Below are 16874 nucleotides of genomic sequence, written 5' to 3' on the forward strand. Positions count from 1 at the left end.
ACTTCATAAGTGCACTCCCTTGAAAGTGTTGGTGGGAGTGTGCGAACCACGGCGTCAGAGCGCGTGCGGTTCCCACGCTTCCCCCTTGTGCTGTCCGGGACCCACGTCCCGTTATCTGACCGTTATAGGCAAACATGGGTTTTCCGTTATCGCACCTTAATCTTCTTGATGTTTCCGTGATGTTTCCGTGATGTTCACCTAAGTGGCCTCTCTCAGGGATTGTGTGCACAATGGCACTCGCACATTGACCGCTGACACGCTCAGCAGGGGGTTTGAACTGCGTGTACACCTATGACGATCAGCTTCTCGACGCCGTTAAGGTGCGCCGAAAAAGGCTCGCACAGGCGCTCTTGCATCGATCGGAGAGGCTGCGTCGAACGTGGACGGATGGCCTCGGAACGATGCTCGGAAGCATATTTTTTGCCGTTCTCGCGTGCGCCGTATGCGTGGGCGTGTCGTTCGTGATGAATCTGATCGCAAACGACACCACCTTTAAGAGGCAGCCCACGCAGGGCACCTCGATCACGACCCCCGCCACCCCTCCCACTTCGCCGGCTTCTACACCGCCATCAGCTGATGAGGACAAGCAATGACCCAAAGCCCTTATGTTCGCCTCACGATTCGCGGTAGTGAGCGCGCTGCGGACGTCATCGTCCCCGGCTCGCTCACACCCGCCGACGTGATTCCCGAGTTCGTGGAACTCGTGGGAGAAACGACAAAAGTCTCGGGACTCGGCCTTTTCACGATCCTTGGTGAGCGACTTGAGCAGACCATCCCCGTGGGGGAGCAGGAACTGCTCGACGGCCAGGTTGTCCAAGTGCTACCGCTCGCCGATGCGCCGCTTGAGCCCGTCGTCCACGACGTTGTTGACCGCCTCACCTCGACCGACGTGAGTGGCCTGTGGAACGACAAGACTCGCCCGTGGGTTCTCGGCATTCTCTCCACGAGCCTTCTCCTTCTCTCGCTCTGGTTCATCCCGGGAGCCTTCTCGCAGCCGTGGTGGGCAGTCTCCGGCATGTTCACGCTTACGATCATCGCGGCTGCTCTCCAGATCCACACGCTCGCGTGGCCGCTGTTCGCCGGTTCGCTTCTTCTCACGGTCCTCGGCGGTCTCAATTTCGAGTTCGGGGGCAAGGAAAGCGCGATCTGGTGTCTGAGCGCGTTCGCCTCAACCCTCGCGGTCTTTGCTGTTCTCCGCCGACGCTTCCGGGCGCTCGGGACTGCACTCCTCACCCTCGCCGCGAGCGTAGGCATCTTTATCGTTGCCACGGTGCTCGGTGCGACGGTTGAGCAGGCCGGTGCGATCGTTGCCGTAGTTGCCCTCGCAGCCCTCGGTCTCGTGCCGCGCTTCGCGATGCAGGGCGCAGGCCTCTACACGGTCCAGGACTCGCTTGCGGAAGAAGGCGACGTGAAAGCGAAGCGCGTCGATGTTGCCATTTCCGAGGCCTACGCGACCCTCACGATGACAGTCGTTGTTCTCGCGGTGATCCTCGCGATTTCTCTCGGGCTCGCGTCAGCACTCGTCGTCGATAACACGTTTGCGGCGATCACCGTCGCCGCCGTCGCCATCACCATGGTGTTCCGTACCCGCCACTTCCCGTTTGCTCTTCACCGCGCCGTTCTGTGGGGCGCCGCTATCGTGACCGGCGTGTGCAGCGCGCAAGCGATTGTGGCGGCGAAACCTGACCTTTCGCTCTGGCTCGGCGTGGGGGTCATTGTCGCGGCGATCGCCATCTATACAATCCCGCGCTTCGCCTTCCGTAGCTCCGTGAACTCGGCGCGCGGCCGTCGAATCTCGGGTGTCGTTGAACGTATTTGCACGCTCGTCACCGTGCCCGCGCTCGTGGGAATTTTCGGTGTGTATAGCGAACTGTTGAGGACTTTCCAGTGAACCAAAAAGACCGCGCACTCAAGATCAGCAAACGCAAGGGCGAGGGCGGCGCGCGCCGTGCATTGCGCCGCGTCACGGGCTGGATCGGCAACGACGAAACCCCTACGCGTATCGCACAAGCGCAACGCGATGAGCAGCTGCCCATCACCACTGGGCGACGTATCGCCTTCCTTGGTGCCCACGGGGGCGCTGGTGTCACCTCACTTCTCGTGGCAAGCGCCGGCTACCTCGCGCAAGCACGTGGCGGGTCCGTGACCGTTGCCGGGCTTCGCTCAACAAGCGACCTCTCGTGGTTCCTCGGCGATAATCACCATCAACGTGGCCTGCGCCTCCACGACACCCCGCTCCTGCACACCCGCGAATCCATTGGTGAGATTTCACGTGCGCAGCAGGTGCTCCTCGTGGATTGCGACTCGCACGTGACCGATGAGGAACTGTCGATGCTCATGCCGCACGTCGTCGTGATCGTGGGGCGCCGCACCGTGCAAGGCATCGAGAAAGTGGAAAATATCCGCGAAGCCCTCGGCGACAAGCACGGCACGACCATTCGCCTTCTTCGCGAAACACCCGAGAGTGGCCTCGGCAAGCCGCGCGGCGGTATCCAGCTTGGCGACCTCGTGGTCATTCCGCAGGACCAGCACCTCGCGGGCGATTCCCACGTGCGCATCGAGAACATTTCCGAACCCTCGCGCGTCGCGATCGAGGAGCTCGGCGCGCTCATGATGCAGTTGGCGGTTAGTCGTTGAGTACCCGAATCGTTCATCGCCCCGCCCGCACGTCGCCCTCTGCCCCGGGCGTCACTCGCCACGAGATCGAGCTGCCGCCGGCCCTGCCCGAAAACGACGGTACGGCAAACTTCCTCATGCTCATCCCCATGCTCGGTGCCGCCACGAGTATGACCCTCATGATGCTGTTCAGGGGTTCCGCGCTCGCCGCGATCGGCGCCCTCATGATGATCGTGACCGTTATCGCGTTCATCATCATGTTTATGAGCAACCGCGGTCGCGCGGTCAGGCGTCGGCAGTCCCTGCGCGACCGGTACCTGACCTACCTTGACCGCCAGTCAAGCGAACTTTATGAAGCCGAACAGCATCGCTCCGAGCTTGCCCGTGCAGCCGAGCCTCACCCCGCCGCGCTCTTAAGCCTCGCGCGCTCGACCTCGAGGTTGTGGGAGCGCCGCCGTGATGACCAGGACTTCATGCGCTTGCGCCTCGGAACCGGCTTCGCACCCTCCGTTGAATTTGAACGCGTGGGTGAAGACAACGCGATGAGCCTCGACGACGAATTCATGTCGAGCGAGCTCGACCGCGTTGAAGAACGCTTTTCCACGATGCCCGATGCGCCCGTAACGATCCCGTTCGACTCCGTGGGCAACGTGAGCATCGTGGGCGATCAGCCGTTCTGCCGCCGCATCGCCGTGCTTCTCACGAGCCATGCGGCAGCGCTTTCCTCGCCCGAGGACATCGAGATGGCGCTGACCTACCCCGAAGGCGAGGCTCGCGAATTCTGGTCGTGGATGACGTGGCTGCCGCACATGGCGGATCAGTCGCGAGCGACCCAGCACGGGCCTATTCGCCGTATCGCCAAGGATGAAGAGCAGCTCGCGGAGGTGCTCCGCCCAGAGCTTCACCGCCGCCTCACCGCTGCAGCGCAGCTTCGCCGCAACCTCGGCGGCGGCAATATCTCGGGCACGATGGCCCGCATGTGGATCGTCTCCGACCACCACGGCGAAGACGCGCTCGACATTCCGCTTGGCGACCGCGAGGTGCGTCCCTCGGACGTTGGCCTCACGATGCTGCACCTCCTCGCGAGCCGCGAGCACGAACCGGACGACATCACGCTCCGCATCAGCCCTTCGTCGGTGAAGGCCGACGAAGCAATCGTCGAGCGTTACACGTCGCGCGACCAGGAGCCCGAGCGCCTCACGGTCAAGCTCGACGAGTTCTCGCACGAAGAGGCGAGGGCCCTCGCGCGCTACCTTTCGGGCGTGCGTCTCGCTCCCGACTCGCTCGAGCACGACGAGGCTCAGCAGGCGCTTCGCGCTTCGGATCTTCTCGGCGTAGGGGAGCTCACCAACATCAATCTTGATGAGGCGTGGGCCCCGAGGCCCCGTTCGAGCTTCCTTCGCGTCCAGATCGGTAACGATGATCAGGGCGCGCCTGTCATGCTCGACCTCAAGGAATCGGCGCAGTACGGCATGGGCCCGCACGGCCTCGCGATCGGTGCGACGGGTTCCGGTAAATCGGAGCTTCTTCGAACCCTCGTGCTCGGTCTCGTCACGGGGCATTCCCCCGCCGATGTCAACATGGTTCTCATCGACTACAAGGGTGGTGCGGCCTTCGCACCGTTCGAAAATCTCCCGCACGTCGCGGGCGTCATCACGAACCTCGGTGACGATGCGAACCTCGTGGAGAGGGTCTACGCGAGCCTCGAGGGTGAAGTGAAGCGCCGCCAGCAGCTCCTCAAGGACGCCGGCAGCCTCTCGGACATCACGACCTATCGACGCCGGCAAGCGGCTGAAGGCGGCGAACATATGGAGCCGCTCCCGCACCTTCTCGTGATCATTGACGAGTTCGGTGAGCTCCTCACGGCCCGCCCTGACTTCATCGACCTGTTCCTGTCAATCGGCCGTATCGGCCGTTCGATCGGCGTGCACTTGCTTCTGTCGAGCCAGCGAATCGAGGGCGGCAAGCTTCGCGGTCTCGAAACCTACCTTTCGTACCGCATTGGTCTTCGTACCCTGTCGGCGGCCGAGTCGCGAACCGTGATCGACACGGTCGATGCGTTCTCTCTCCCGCCGCTTCCCGGCTACGGCTACCTCAAGGTTGACACGACGACCTACACGAAGTTCCGTTCGGGTTATGTTTCGGGGCTTTTGCCGACGAACGAGGATGAGATGGAGGTCGAGGACCTCCCGCACGTCTCTCTGATCGACGAGTTCGCGGTTCTCGACACCGATTCGGGCCCCGAAACAAAGGCCACCCCCGGCGGTGCCGACGACGAGGACGAAGAGGGCCCCACGATCCTCTCGACCGTCGTAAGCCAGCTTGAGAAGAAGCCGCGCGTGACGCGCCCCATTTGGCTCGACCCGATCGACACCGTCATCACGCTTGATCAGGTCGCAGGCAAGCCCATGGCAACCCGTCGCGGGCTGCGCCTTCCGAAGGACAAACTCCTTTCGGTACCGATCGGCCTGCTCGATGATCCGGCCCGCCAGTGGCAGGGCAAGTTCAACCTCGACCTCGCGGGCCCCGGCGGTCACGTGTTCGTCGTGGGTGCGCCGCGCTCGGGTAAAACCACGGTGCTCCGCACGGTTGCCGCGTCGCTCGCGCTCACGCACCCCTCGGCCGAAGCGATCGTGTATGGCGTGGATCTTCTTGGCTCGGGTCTTATGGCCATCGAGAAACTTCCGAACGTCGCGGGCGTCGCGACGCGTCAGCAGCGCGAAGCCGTGCGCCGCACGGTGGAAGAGGTGCAGGCGGCTATGCAGGCACGCGAATATCTGTTGCATCAGAGTCACCTTCCCGATCTCGAATCGGTGCGTCGCGCGGCGGGCCTCGATGTTGACCCGAAGCTTATGAGCGAGATTGTGCTTCTCGTGGATGGCTTCGGCCAGTTCAATGAGGAGTTCAACGACCTCGAGGAGAACATTAAGGACATCGTTCGCCGTGGCGCTGGCCTCGGTGTTCACGTGGTCGCGACCGGCTCGCGCCTCAACGACGCGCGCCTGTCGATGCAGACCTACTTCGGTAACCGCCTCGAGCTTCGCCTGACCGATCCCGGCGAGTCGAGTGTGGCGCGTAAACTTTCGGCGACGATTTCCGCTGATCGACCAGGCCAGTTCCTGACGTCGAATAAACTCTTCGGGCAGATTGCTCTTCCCCGTATCGATTCGAAGCCGGATCGAGAAAGTGCCGTTGAGGGGCTCGCTCATCTCGTCGAAACGGTGGCGTCCGCGACGACGGATCGGGCACCGAAGGTGCGTATGCTCCCCTCGGTTGTGACGCCCGACCTCCTTGAGAAGGGGGAATCGAGGAACCTCATCCCGATTGGCCTTTACGAGGGCGACCTCGGCACGGCGCAGCTCGATGTGGAAGGCGCCGATTGGAACATGGTGCTTCTTGGCTCGAACAAGATGGGTCGCACGAGCATGCTCAAGTACATCGCGCGACAGATGATGGAGCGGTGGAGCCCGGAAGAGCTCGTGTTTGCCGTGTTCGATCCGCGCCGCAACCTCGCCGACGTGATCCCTGAGCCGTACCTCGGTGGCTACGCCGCTTCCGCCACTCTCGCCGAGCAGCTCGTCGCCGCGATCATTCCCGAGTTGAAGAAGCGTGTTCCCGGCTCGCCTGAAGCGGCGGAGGCCAAGGACGAAACACATCCGCGCATCGTGCTTCTCGTGGACGACTACGACGTGCTTACGGCTGGCAGCATGAGCCCGCTCCAGGCGCTCCAGCCGTTCCTCGCGATGGGTCCCGAAATCAACCTTTCGGCGATCATCGCACGCCGCGTGGCCGGTGCGTCGCGAGGTCTCTACGAACCGGTATTCAATACCGTGCGAGAGAGTGGCGCGACGGGCTTTATGTTCTCGGGCGACCGCACCGAAGGTCTGCTGCTCGGCGGCGAACGCGCCCGCAGGCTCCCCACGGGCCGCGCGCGCATGTTCCGCACGGGTCAGCCCGGCGAAACGGTGCAGATTGTGTACGACGGCGGGGAAGAGGAAGTCACGCAGGCGCGTGGTTTCGGTAGCTCCCCGGCAAGCAACTGAGAGGTAATGGTATGAACCAGCAGGCCATCGTGCGCCTTCACGGTCCGCGCGAGTGGGATGCCGAGCGTCTTGCCGAGGTCGTGAGTGCCGTATTCACACCGGACCACGAGATCTGGACGACCGATTCGCCCGCGATCGCGATCACGGACGGGACCGAGGCCATCGCTCCCCTGTGGTTTATGCCGGAAGCGGAGTCGCAGCCCGGCTTCTACGCAGCCGAGCTCGTAGGCCCGCGTGCCGAGACGATCGCGTTTGCGAAAGCGTGCGCGCGTGCGTTTTCGGCGAGCGCGAAAGACGTGAGCATCGATGCGGATCTCGTTGACGATGAAGGTTGGTCGAACAGGACCCCGCTCGAGCAGATTCAACGAGGTGCCTACTACGAGGACGACACGCCTCTCGTGCCGCGCGTGATCGACATGCCAGTCGAGGTCGTCGAGTTCAGCCCGTGGATTTCGGCCCTGATCGCGAGCGCGCAGGCCGAGCCTCACTCGCTCATTATCCGCACGCCTGAGTCGACGCGCGTGAGCCCGTACATGCGCCGTATTTTCGAAACTTTCCAGGTGTTGTGGATTCGTGAAACCGCCGATGGCCCCGTCGAAGGCATTATGGGGCTCGGGTACAACTGGAATAGCGAAGGCGTACTTGAGCCGGCTGTGGGGCGCAGCGTTCCGCACTACACCCCGGACGGCTTGCGCATTCGCCTTCAGGTGCTCCATCCCCTTGATGACACGGTCGACGTGGGCGAAGCGAGCGAGCGCCTTCTTGCGGCAACCGTCGGAATCCCGCACGTGAGGGTGGGCCGGACCGAGATCTCTCGTGGCCCGTGGGATAAGAGGCTTGTGGTGAGCACGTCCGCCCAGGCCTCGCCCGAGATGATTACGTGGTGCCTGAGTGGGCCTGACATGCGTGGATCGCTTGACCTCGTGCCGGCGAACGAGGGTGTTCTCGAGGATATTTTCCTTGAGCTTCCCGCCGGAGAATCGAAGCTCAGCAGCGCCGATGCGCGTGCGCTCTGGGAGCAGTTCAAGGAGTTCATGCCGCTTGGTTTCGTTATTGCCGAGGGGCTTGAGGCGACGACGCGCCTCGTGCACGAATCCTCCGAGCATGCGATCAAGGACGACTTGGAGCCGTGGGACGGCGGCTACGGCTACCTCGGCTACCTCGGTGGGAGGCCCGCTGGGGAGAGCGCGGGGGAGGGGTCCGACGCTTCCTCGGCCTCCGATGAGGCTCAGGCCGAATAGTCGATACCCGAGCCCCGGAATCACCGGGCGTTCGGAGGAGATATAGAGAAGCGCCCGTCGGACCCCCTCCGCCGGGCGCTTCTCGTACCGCGGAAATCCCCTCACCGCGGCACCGCCTCACCCGCGCGACGATGTCAGCTGCGGGTGGCGATGGGAACGCCGCTGGGCGGCGCGGGCGTGAGCCCTAGTTCGTGGGGTTAGGGGCGCGGCTGTGTCGCGTTGAGGCCGGTGAGGCACGCGACACGAGCAACGTCACGAATATATAACAGTCGCAGGTCAAGCGCCATCCAGAGACGGTGTTATGGAAAATTGGCCGCTGTGCGCTCGGCCACTACCTCGGGGCCGTGTCCCGTTAGCGTGCGGTTCGCGCCACGGCTCTGCTCCCGTCACGCGTCGTACCCCCGAGGGTGAAGAACAGTAGCAGGGCAGTCACGGGGTCGAAGATGCAGTGCCGTTTTTAGCCCCTGAAAGGTAGGGCTGGGTGGGCGTAGGCCGACGCTTGCCGGTTTAAATGTCTCACCCCCGGGATACCGTTGTGGGTGTAACGGGAAATGGTCGAGAGGGGCCCTCGTGAGGATTCGATTCGGATGGCTGCTAGACGGCGCGGCGTGGGCGCCGCGCGGCATCGGCTCGGCGCGGTCGTGGGATATGGTCGCTGGTCCGCGCGAGCTCGTGGGGGTGCTGCTCACGCGCCTCGGGTTGTTGCATCCGGAAACACCGTACGCCGTGCGCGTTGCCCATATGCGGCGGCTCTTGAGCGAGGTCCAAAACCCGTGGTACGAGCGCTCGTGTGCTCGGGACTCCTGGAATACTGCGCGCGCGATGCTGCGCCTGCGCGATGAAGCGCTCGAGGCCGGGTGGAGGGCCCCTGCGCCAAGTGAGCTGGAGGGGCTGAGTCAGCCACGCCTCAGCGCACTCGCCGCTCTCGAACAAGCCATCACGGTGGGTGTCGAGGGGGTTCCGGGCGCCAACCTCCCCCCGGGTTTTGCCGACGACCTCGCAAGCGTGCACGCCGAACTTGAGGCGATCGTGGATTCGGGCGAGGTGTGGCCACTTGGAATCGAGGTCATCGACTGCTCGGAGGATCCCGAAGCGCTCCCCGGGCGGTGGCCGGCGATTTTTGCACTGCTTGAACGCTGCGGCGTCAAGGTCAACGTCGGGCACGAGCATGCCGGAGTCCCTCACGAGCTCTCGATCGTGCGCGCGCCGCAAGAGCTTTCCGCCGGTGAGGTTGCCGCGCAGATACTCGAGGAAGAATGCGCGGGATCGGCCCCCGTAACTGTCCTTGCGGGTCGCGATACGCTCCCGCTTGATCTCTCGCTTACGCGCCGAGGTCTTCCGCCCGTCGCGCACGCGCCTGAAGCGGCGCCGCGGCTCGCCGCGCAGGTGGTGCCTATTTTCCTCGAGGCAAGCAGCTCGCCCGTGAATGTTCAGGCGCTCGTAGAGTTTCTCAGCGTCGAGGTGCCATGTGAAAAGGCACAGGAGGCAGTGGGGGAGAGGCAAGCGTCGGCTCCAGTACTCCCTCGGAACGTCACGCGCGCACTGCTGCACGCCCTGGGTGAAGAGGCCGGCATTGACACTCGCGACCCAGAATCGGCATTTTCAAAGGCCCTCGAAAAGATTCGGCAGGATGCCGAAAACGGTACGCAGAATCTTGCCATGGTGCGGGAAATGTGCGCCTTCACCGCCGAGGCACCGGGGGAGATCGTGGAGGCGAATGACCTGGAGCGGCGTCTCGCATTCCTGGAAGCACGTGTGGAGCAGATGCCGCGCGCGGCCGGTCCCGCAAAGAGCATTATTCGCCAGCACATCACCACTTTGCGCGATCTCCTGGATCTCACGAAGGCCGAGGGCGTCAACGAGCGTGAGTTGAGGGAACTGGTCGCGGCAGCGGCGCCCCCGGCTCGTTCGGTGCTCGCGCGCCCCTCAGTGACACCGTGGAATACCGCCGTGAACGAAGCTCATGTGGACGCGGGAACGGTGCTGTGGTGGGGTGCCGCCGGGGCGCCGAGCAGGCGTAGTGTCACGTGGGATAAATCTGAAATTCGGGTACTCGAGGAAGGCGGCGCGCGTATTCTCGAGGCGGAAGAACTCGAGGCGCTTGACATGCGTGCGAAGCTGCGCGCGCTCGGCAGCGCGACGAAGCTCATTGCCGTGGCGGCTGATGTTGTGGACGGTGAGCACGCGAGCCTCAACCCTGCGCTCGCGCCGCTCGCGGAAGCCTGGCTCACGGCAAACCCCGATCTCAAAGCGCAGCCCCAAGAGGATTCGGATCCCACCCGCCACCGGGCGATCAGTATCGAGGCGCGCGCATGGGCCGCAACGCGGCTCAAAGCCGGGCTCCTCAACATGCCTGAAGAGCAGAGGTTTATGCCCCCCTCGAGTCTCGCCCGCGAGGTCACTGCCGGCACGCAACTCATGCCGCAAAAACTGTCGTACACCCAGCTCGACATCCTTCATCGCGACGCCCTCGCGTGGGTGTTGCGCTACCCGTTAGGCATCAAACCGGGCAGCGCCGCGAGCGTCCCGAGCGGCAATCGCGCGATCGGCACGCTCGTGCATGCCGTGATCGAGACCCTGGTGAAAGAAAAGCGCGTTCCCGCGAGTTACGAGATCCCCGAAAGTGCAGTCGAAGAGATTTTTGCGCGCCTCGTCCCCCGGTACTCGAGCGACCTCGACCTCCCCGGGAACGAAGCCCTGCGCGCATATGTACTGCGGCGCGCGAAGGCAAGCATCATGATGCTTTTCCGCACGCTCCGCACCGCGGGTATTGGCGTGATCGAGATCGAGCACGCACTCAAGGATGTACCGCTCAACTTTACGGTGGAGAGGCCCGACGCCACCCAGCAGCTCACAGTGCCTCTTTCCGGTTCGATCGACTTTGCCGGTATCGACGAACATGGTGCGCCCGTGCTTCTTGACTTCAAATGGACGAACAGCACGTCGCGATACGCGGGCCTCGTGACCAATAACGAGGCGCTTCAGCTCGCGACGTATGCCTGGGCATATGGAGCGCAAAGAGGCGAAAGGCGCGAGCCGCGCACCGGATATTTCCTGCTGCGTCACGGCGAGTTCGTGACGAACGACCGCGGTCTTGGCGGGCGCGGCGCGAGCAATGAGGCAACCGGAGGAAACCTCGGCCTGTTCGAGAGGTTGCGCGCCACGATCGAGGATGAACTGAGCGCGATCGCCCAGGGGTGCGTCACGAGTGCGCTCGGGGATCTTGCCCTCGAGAACGGTCTTTCGAGCCACGACACCGCTCATAGGAAGGCAGCGGCGGAGCTGACTGAAGAGCGCGCCGAAGCCGGACGTGTCTTCGTGGACCACAACGCCAGCTATAGCGACTACTGCCTGCTGACAGGACTGACGGGAGACTACTCATGACCTTCACGGTTATTACTGCATCGGCAGGATCCGGCAAAACGTACACGCTCACCACGCGCCTCGCCGATGCGCTCGCGGGAGGGGTGCGCACGAGCGAAATCATCGCGACAACCTTCACCACGAAAGCGGCGGCAGAACTGCGCGAACGCCTCCAGGTGCGCCTGATCGAACTCGGTCACGTGGACCAGGCGAACGAGATCGGTTCGGCGCTTATTGGCACGGTTAACTCGATTGCGGGGAGCATCGTTCAGGACTACGCGATTGACATGGGGCTCAGCCCCGAACTTCGCGTGTTGTGCGAGGAAGAAAGCGAACGCCTCCTTACCGCCTCGATCAATCACATGATCGCCGACATCGAGGAGCGCGAGTACGCGTTGCTTGCTCGGCTCGGCTACGACGAGGCACCGGGCCAAAACGCGAATGCGTTTCAGCGAGAGGAATCGTGGGCGAGTGCCGTCGGGGCCATCACGAGGCTCGCGCGCACGAACGGAGTGCAGCCCTCCACTCTCATGCGGAGTGCTGAGGAATCGATCGCCGCATTCCGTGCGATGATCGGCGCCGCAGGTTACGCGATCGGGGGAGATGAGCGTGAAACGTGGCTGCGAGCCTTCGCCTCTTGCCTCAGCGACCTCACCTCGGATCTTGACGCGGCACGCGCGGCCGAGGCACGGGGTGAAGAGTTCACGCGGTGGCCGAGTGACGGCGAACCCGCGAAGCGCCTTTCCTCGACGCTCGGCAACGTTGAAGGCTCGATCGTGACACTCGAACCTCTTTACCGTCGCATGAGCCGCGATGTCGAGGCGGTGCGCTGGAAAGAATGGATGGCACTTGCCGACGTGACGAAAGTGCGCCCGGCTCACGGAGGAAAAAAGCCCGGTGCGCGGCCTGCAGCAGTCTTCGCTCCGCTTGCCGACCTCATCCTCGGCGCGAGCGACGGCGTGGGGTTTCTCGGCAACGAAGCGTTTGTAGCGGACGTCGAGAAACTGATTCGCCTCGCGTTCTCGACTGCGGCGCATGCACTTCACGCATATGCCGAGCACAAGGCCGTTCTTGGGGTGATGGACTTTGCCGACCAGGAAACGCTCGCACTCGACCTCGTGACCCACAACGAGCGCGTGCGCTCCTCGCTGAGGGACCGCTTCCGATTCCTTGCCGTGGACGAGTTCCAGGACACCTCCCCGATCCAACTTGAACTCTTCATGCGCCTCGGCGACCTTGTCGACGACGTTGTGTGGGTTGGCGATCAAAAACAGTCGATCTACGGTTTCCGCGACGCGGCCCCCGAACTCATGGAGAGCGTCGTCGACGCTGTGCGCGAGAAGCGCGGGGGTTTTGCGGGCGGGAGCGTCGAGGCGCTCACGGATTCCTACCGCAGTTCCGAGCCGCCTCTGTCCCTCACAAACGCCCTGTTCACCTCGATTTTCCGAGACATGGAGCCGTCGGCGGTTGCGCTCAACATCCCTAAGAAGCGAGAACGTACGCGGCACGAGGGCGGGGTGGAGCTGTGGAAAGGCCCCGAGAACCTGCCACGCGCGAAAGATTCGGCGCTGCGAAGCTCGATCGCCACCGGAATCCACACGCTTCTCACCTCGGGTACCACCCTCGCCGGCGAGCCCGTGATGCCCGGCGACATTGCTGTTCTCGCCCGAGGTGGCGGATCGCTTTCCACCGTCACCGATGCGCTCGAAAGCCTCGGCATTCCCACAACGGGCGCGGAGCGCAATCTGTGGACAGGTCGCGAAGCGCACTTCATGCGGGCGGGGCTCGCCTCGCTTCTTGACCCGAGCGACACGCTAGCGCTCGCCGAACTCGTGAGCCTCATTCCCGAACACGCGTCGCACGAATGCTGGTTTCAAGAGCTCGGCGCTCTTCCGGACACGCGAGCGCGTGAAACCCGCATGGAGGCGTGGCGCGAGGATCAATCGCTCGCGGCTCTCGAGGCTCTCCGTGCGCGCGCAGCGCAGCTCAGCCCAAGTGAAATCGTGCTTGCCCTCATCGATGCGCTCGAGCTTCCCAGGCGCGCCAAACAGTGGAGCGCAACCGAAGATCGCCTCGCGGTACTCGAAGCCTTCCACGCCCTTGCACGCACCTACGAAGACGACTGCGCAAGCCGCGGCCGCGCGATGGGCCTCGCGGGACTCAAAGCGTTCCTCGAGGAACACGGCGAAGAGCACAAGCTCGCACACAATCCCAACGCCGTCACCGTGAGCACGATCCACGGGGCGAAGGGCCTGCAATGGCCCGTGGTCATCACGGTTGTTCCCGAGAAAGCCAAGGACGCGCGCAATTCGGTGACGGTGAAGCCAAGACCCGCGGAGGAGTTCGATGCCGAGCATCCCCTTGAGGGTCGGGCCCTACGATTTATTCCGATCATCAACGATTCGTTCCCGCCCATGGCGAAGGCGCTCGCGCACAACCCCGATGTCAAGCGCGCCCGCCTCGCGAACCGTGCCGAAGAGGCCCGCATTCACTACGTGGCGCTCACGCGGGCGAAGTATCAGCTCGTCCTCGCGGGCCACAAGGACCTCACCGAAACCCTGTACGCGCATTTCTCTCCAGAGATCCTCGAGGCGGAAATCGCCGAGGAGGCCTCGTGGACGCCCGAACGGGACGAGTCGGCGAAAGCCGTCAAGGAACGCCACGAGGAACGCGATGAGCAGGCCACCTACACGCTCAGTCTCACGGAGGAGTCCGACGGTGCCGCGGCCCTCACCGTGACCGGGGCTCGTGTACCGGTCGGCCTGCCGGGCCAGAGTAAGCCTCCCTGCTCCGCTGATGCTTGCGAGAACGCCAAGGCGGGCAAGTGTGAGTGCCGTGCTCGCGTCTCCACGATCCCCGTGACGGTTCGCCACCACGAGACTCCCGAGGAACTGGAGGAATCCGAGTCGCCTCTCGAGCCGTACCGCCAGGAGCGCAGCCCACTCGCTTCAGCCCCGGTCGCGGCGTCCGCAGGCACGCCGTCAAGCTTCGTTGAGCACGAGAGCGGGCTTCCCGCGAGGTTCGCGGCGAGCGCAGTCGCATCCGTGGGCATCGACGCAAACGTGACGATCCACGCGAAGCTCGGCGCCCCTCTCGTGGGGGAGGGCGGGGAGCATCGCGAACTCGTAGGCGAAGCGGTCCACGCATACCTCGCGACCCCCTATGCGCTGCTTCCCCGTGAGCGCCAGCTCGCCCTCGCGCGAAGGATCACCGAGCGCTGGCTTGGAACAGACCCCCTGCTCAAAGCGAAGGTCACTCCAGAGGTGATCGTTGAGGCAGGCGAGCGGTGGCACGCGTGGTCCGCGCGGGAGTTCCCCGGGCACACCGCCGGCACCGAAGTGCCGGTCGCGTGGTGGAATGCCGACGGCCAAGCCATGGAAGGCTGGATCGACTCGCTGCTCACTCTCGAGAACGGTCACAGCATCGTCGTGGATCACAAAACCAACTCGCGCACCGAACCGGCCGCGGTTCTCGACTACATTCGCCGCGAGTACGTGGGCCAGCTGGCAACCTACCTGAACGCGCTCGAGGAGCGCACGGGGCGCCGCCCCGACTACGCACTCGTGCACCTCCCGCTCAGCGGCTACGTCGTAAAAGTCGAGGTCAAGCCCTAGCTTCGCGCGGGAAGCACCCCGAGAGTTTCGGCAATCGGGATCGCACTCGCCGCAGCCCACGCCTGCGGGCGGCAGCTCGCCGGATAGGGAAGCGGCTGCTGCACGGCAGTCGTCGGATCCCCCGCGAACAGTTCGGGCAGGCGCCACTCAAAACCGCGTGCCGTACGCACGAGCGCCTGCGCGATCTGCTGCGCCTCGCTCGTGAAGCCCGCGCGCATGGCTTGGCGCATGATGAACGCCGTGTCATGGCTCCACACGCTGCCGCCGTGGTAGCGAGTCGGGAAGTAGGCGCCGTTGTCGCTCGAGAGGGTGCGGATGCCGAAGCCCGTGAACATCGTCGAGTCCATGAGCCGATCGATGACGAGGCGCTCTTCGCGCTCATCGAGAAACCCGGTGCCGAGCAGGTGCCCCATGTTGGAGGCGACGCCGTCCACGGGACGCTTCTTGCCGTCGAGCGCGAGGGCAATGTAGGCCCCCTTGCTGTCCTCCACCCAGAACTGGTCGCGGAAGGCCCGCCGGATACCGTCGGACCTCTCCCGCAGCCGCTTGCCCAGCTCGCCCGCGCGCTCGTGCCCCCACTCTTCGAGGAGTCGCGCGGCGAGGAGCCCAGCTTCATAGGCGTAGCCCTGCACCTCGGCGAGGGCAATCGGGCCCTCCGCGATCGTGCCGTCCGCGAAACGCACGGAGTCGCCCGAATCTTTCCAGCCCTGGTTCGCGAGGCCGTGGCCCGATTCGTCGATGTATTCGAGGAACAGGTCGCCGTCGGCGTCGGCGTGATCGAGGAGCCAATCGGCGGCGCGCGCAACGTTGTACGCGAGGTCGCTCACGTCGACCCCAAGGTCGGTGACGTCACCCGCGAGGAGAATCCACAGGGCAGTCGCGTCGATCGTGCCGTAGTAGACGGGCGGGAGGTACGAATCGCCCATGTCCATCCCCACGGCGCGCACTTCGTGAAGGATCTTTCCGGGCTGCTCGGCGGTGTCAATGCTCGTTGTGGAGCCCTGCTGAGTCGCAAGCGTGCGCAGAGTGCTCGCCGCAAGTTCGGGGTGAAGCGGCGCGAGGAAGCTCGCCGCGATGAGGGAGTCGCGCCCGAAAAGCGTGAAGAACCACGGAGCCCCTGCCGCGAGAAACTCCTGGTCAGGGGCGTTTCGGCGGGCGAGGCGCAGGCTCGTGAGGTCCGCGAGGGACTGGCTGAGGAGGGTTCCGACGGTGGCCTGCTCAGCATCGCTTGATTGCTCGAGCGCGAGGCCCGCCCCCAGTGCCGGGGCGTCGACGCCGGTAAACGGCGCACGGTCGTCGCGTGCGCAAAGGTTCCACTCGAACGTCGCGGTCGTGTTGGGCTCGAGGGTCGTGCGCAAGCGGGCGTGGAGAACCTGTGCCTCATCGGCCGACGAGGTGAGCGTTGCGCCCTCACCTTCAATCCTCAGGCGTGCGTGCGTGCCCTCCCGCCAGCTCCACTCGGCGGTGGTGCCGTTAACGCTCGCGGTAGGGGCCGCTACGGCGAGCTTCTCGGCGAGATGCGGGTCTTTGACGGCCGCCATGGAGCTCGCGTCGAGGCCGAGCGCCACGTCGAGCTCGATGGCGACGGGGTGGTCCGCCGCGGAGGTCACGGTGAGAGTTTCGTGAACGCCGTCGATGCTGGCCTCGCGCTCACGCACAAGCCGCACGACGGGATCGACGGGGAGCCCTTCGAGCGAGACGACGTCGGTCAAGCGGAGCTTCTTCGCGCCAAAGGTTTCGAGGCCCACGCTCGAGAGTTCGCCGGCCGGGAGGGTCGTCGGCGCGGCAGCGCCACCGGTGAGTTGCGCCCCGCGCACCGTGACGGCGTAGCTCTTCACAAGTCGATCGTCGGCGAGAAAGAGCCCCTCGGCACCCTCGCCCCGCATCGCGCCACTCGGGGTGGACCATGCGTGAACAGGGGCGGCAAAGACGCCGCAGAGGTCGTGGACGAAGGGTTGGTGGAGGGGCATGGGGTGTCCTTTTGCCGCTTCCGACTC

8 protein-coding genes are annotated in these 16874 nt (G+C 64.5%); 7 read left to right on the forward strand and 1 reads right to left on the reverse strand.

Annotated features, from left to right (window positions below; all coding sequences use genetic code 11):
* The first annotated feature begins 281 nt into the window (after positions 1-281).
* From D8M36_RS09335 to D8M36_RS09365, 7 genes are all read left to right on the forward strand, one after another.
* Complete coding sequence (locus tag D8M36_RS09335) at positions 282-593, forward strand: hypothetical protein (RefSeq protein WP_126848466.1); 312 nt, start codon at positions 282-284, stop codon at positions 591-593.
* Entirely contained in the window at positions 590-1891 is a 1302-nt protein-coding gene (locus D8M36_RS09340; protein ID WP_074299423.1) for a hypothetical protein, read from the forward strand. The genes D8M36_RS09335 and D8M36_RS09340 overlap by 4 nt, the downstream gene beginning before the upstream one ends.
* Positions 1888-2637: a hypothetical protein gene (locus D8M36_RS09345; protein WP_074299425.1), complete on the forward strand. Its 750-nt coding sequence runs from the start codon at positions 1888-1890 to the stop codon at positions 2635-2637. Before D8M36_RS09340 ends, D8M36_RS09345 begins: the two co-directional genes overlap by 4 nt.
* Positions 2634-6659, forward strand: a complete 4026-nt coding sequence (gene eccCa, locus D8M36_RS09350) for a type VII secretion protein EccCa (protein WP_126848468.1) — start codon at positions 2634-2636, stop codon at positions 6657-6659. Before D8M36_RS09345 ends, eccCa begins: the two co-directional genes overlap by 4 nt.
* An 11-nt stretch (positions 6660-6670) precedes the next feature.
* On the forward strand, positions 6671-7900 hold the full coding sequence (locus tag D8M36_RS09355; RefSeq protein WP_126848470.1) for a DUF6177 family protein: 1230 nt from the start codon (positions 6671-6673) through the stop codon (positions 7898-7900).
* A 570-nt stretch (positions 7901-8470) separates the two neighbouring features.
* Positions 8471-11284, forward strand: a complete 2814-nt coding sequence (locus D8M36_RS09360; RefSeq protein ID WP_126848472.1) for a PD-(D/E)XK nuclease family protein — start codon at positions 8471-8473, stop codon at positions 11282-11284.
* Complete coding sequence (locus tag D8M36_RS09365) at positions 11281-14877, forward strand: UvrD-helicase domain-containing protein (RefSeq protein ID WP_126848473.1); 3597 nt, start codon at positions 11281-11283, stop codon at positions 14875-14877. The genes D8M36_RS09360 and D8M36_RS09365 overlap by 4 nt, the downstream gene beginning before the upstream one ends.
* Here the strand turns inward: D8M36_RS09365 and D8M36_RS09370 are convergent.
* Positions 14874-16847, reverse strand: a complete 1974-nt coding sequence (locus D8M36_RS09370; protein ID WP_126848475.1) for a glycogen debranching N-terminal domain-containing protein — start codon at positions 16845-16847, stop codon at positions 14874-14876. The two genes, D8M36_RS09365 and D8M36_RS09370, sit on opposite strands and share 4 nt — an antisense overlap.
* Positions 16848-16874: the final 27 nt, after the last annotated feature.

Source organism: Dermabacter sp. HSID17554 (assembly GCF_003989295.1).
In the GTDB taxonomy this organism is placed as follows: domain Bacteria; phylum Actinomycetota; class Actinomycetes; order Actinomycetales; family Dermabacteraceae; genus Dermabacter; species Dermabacter vaginalis.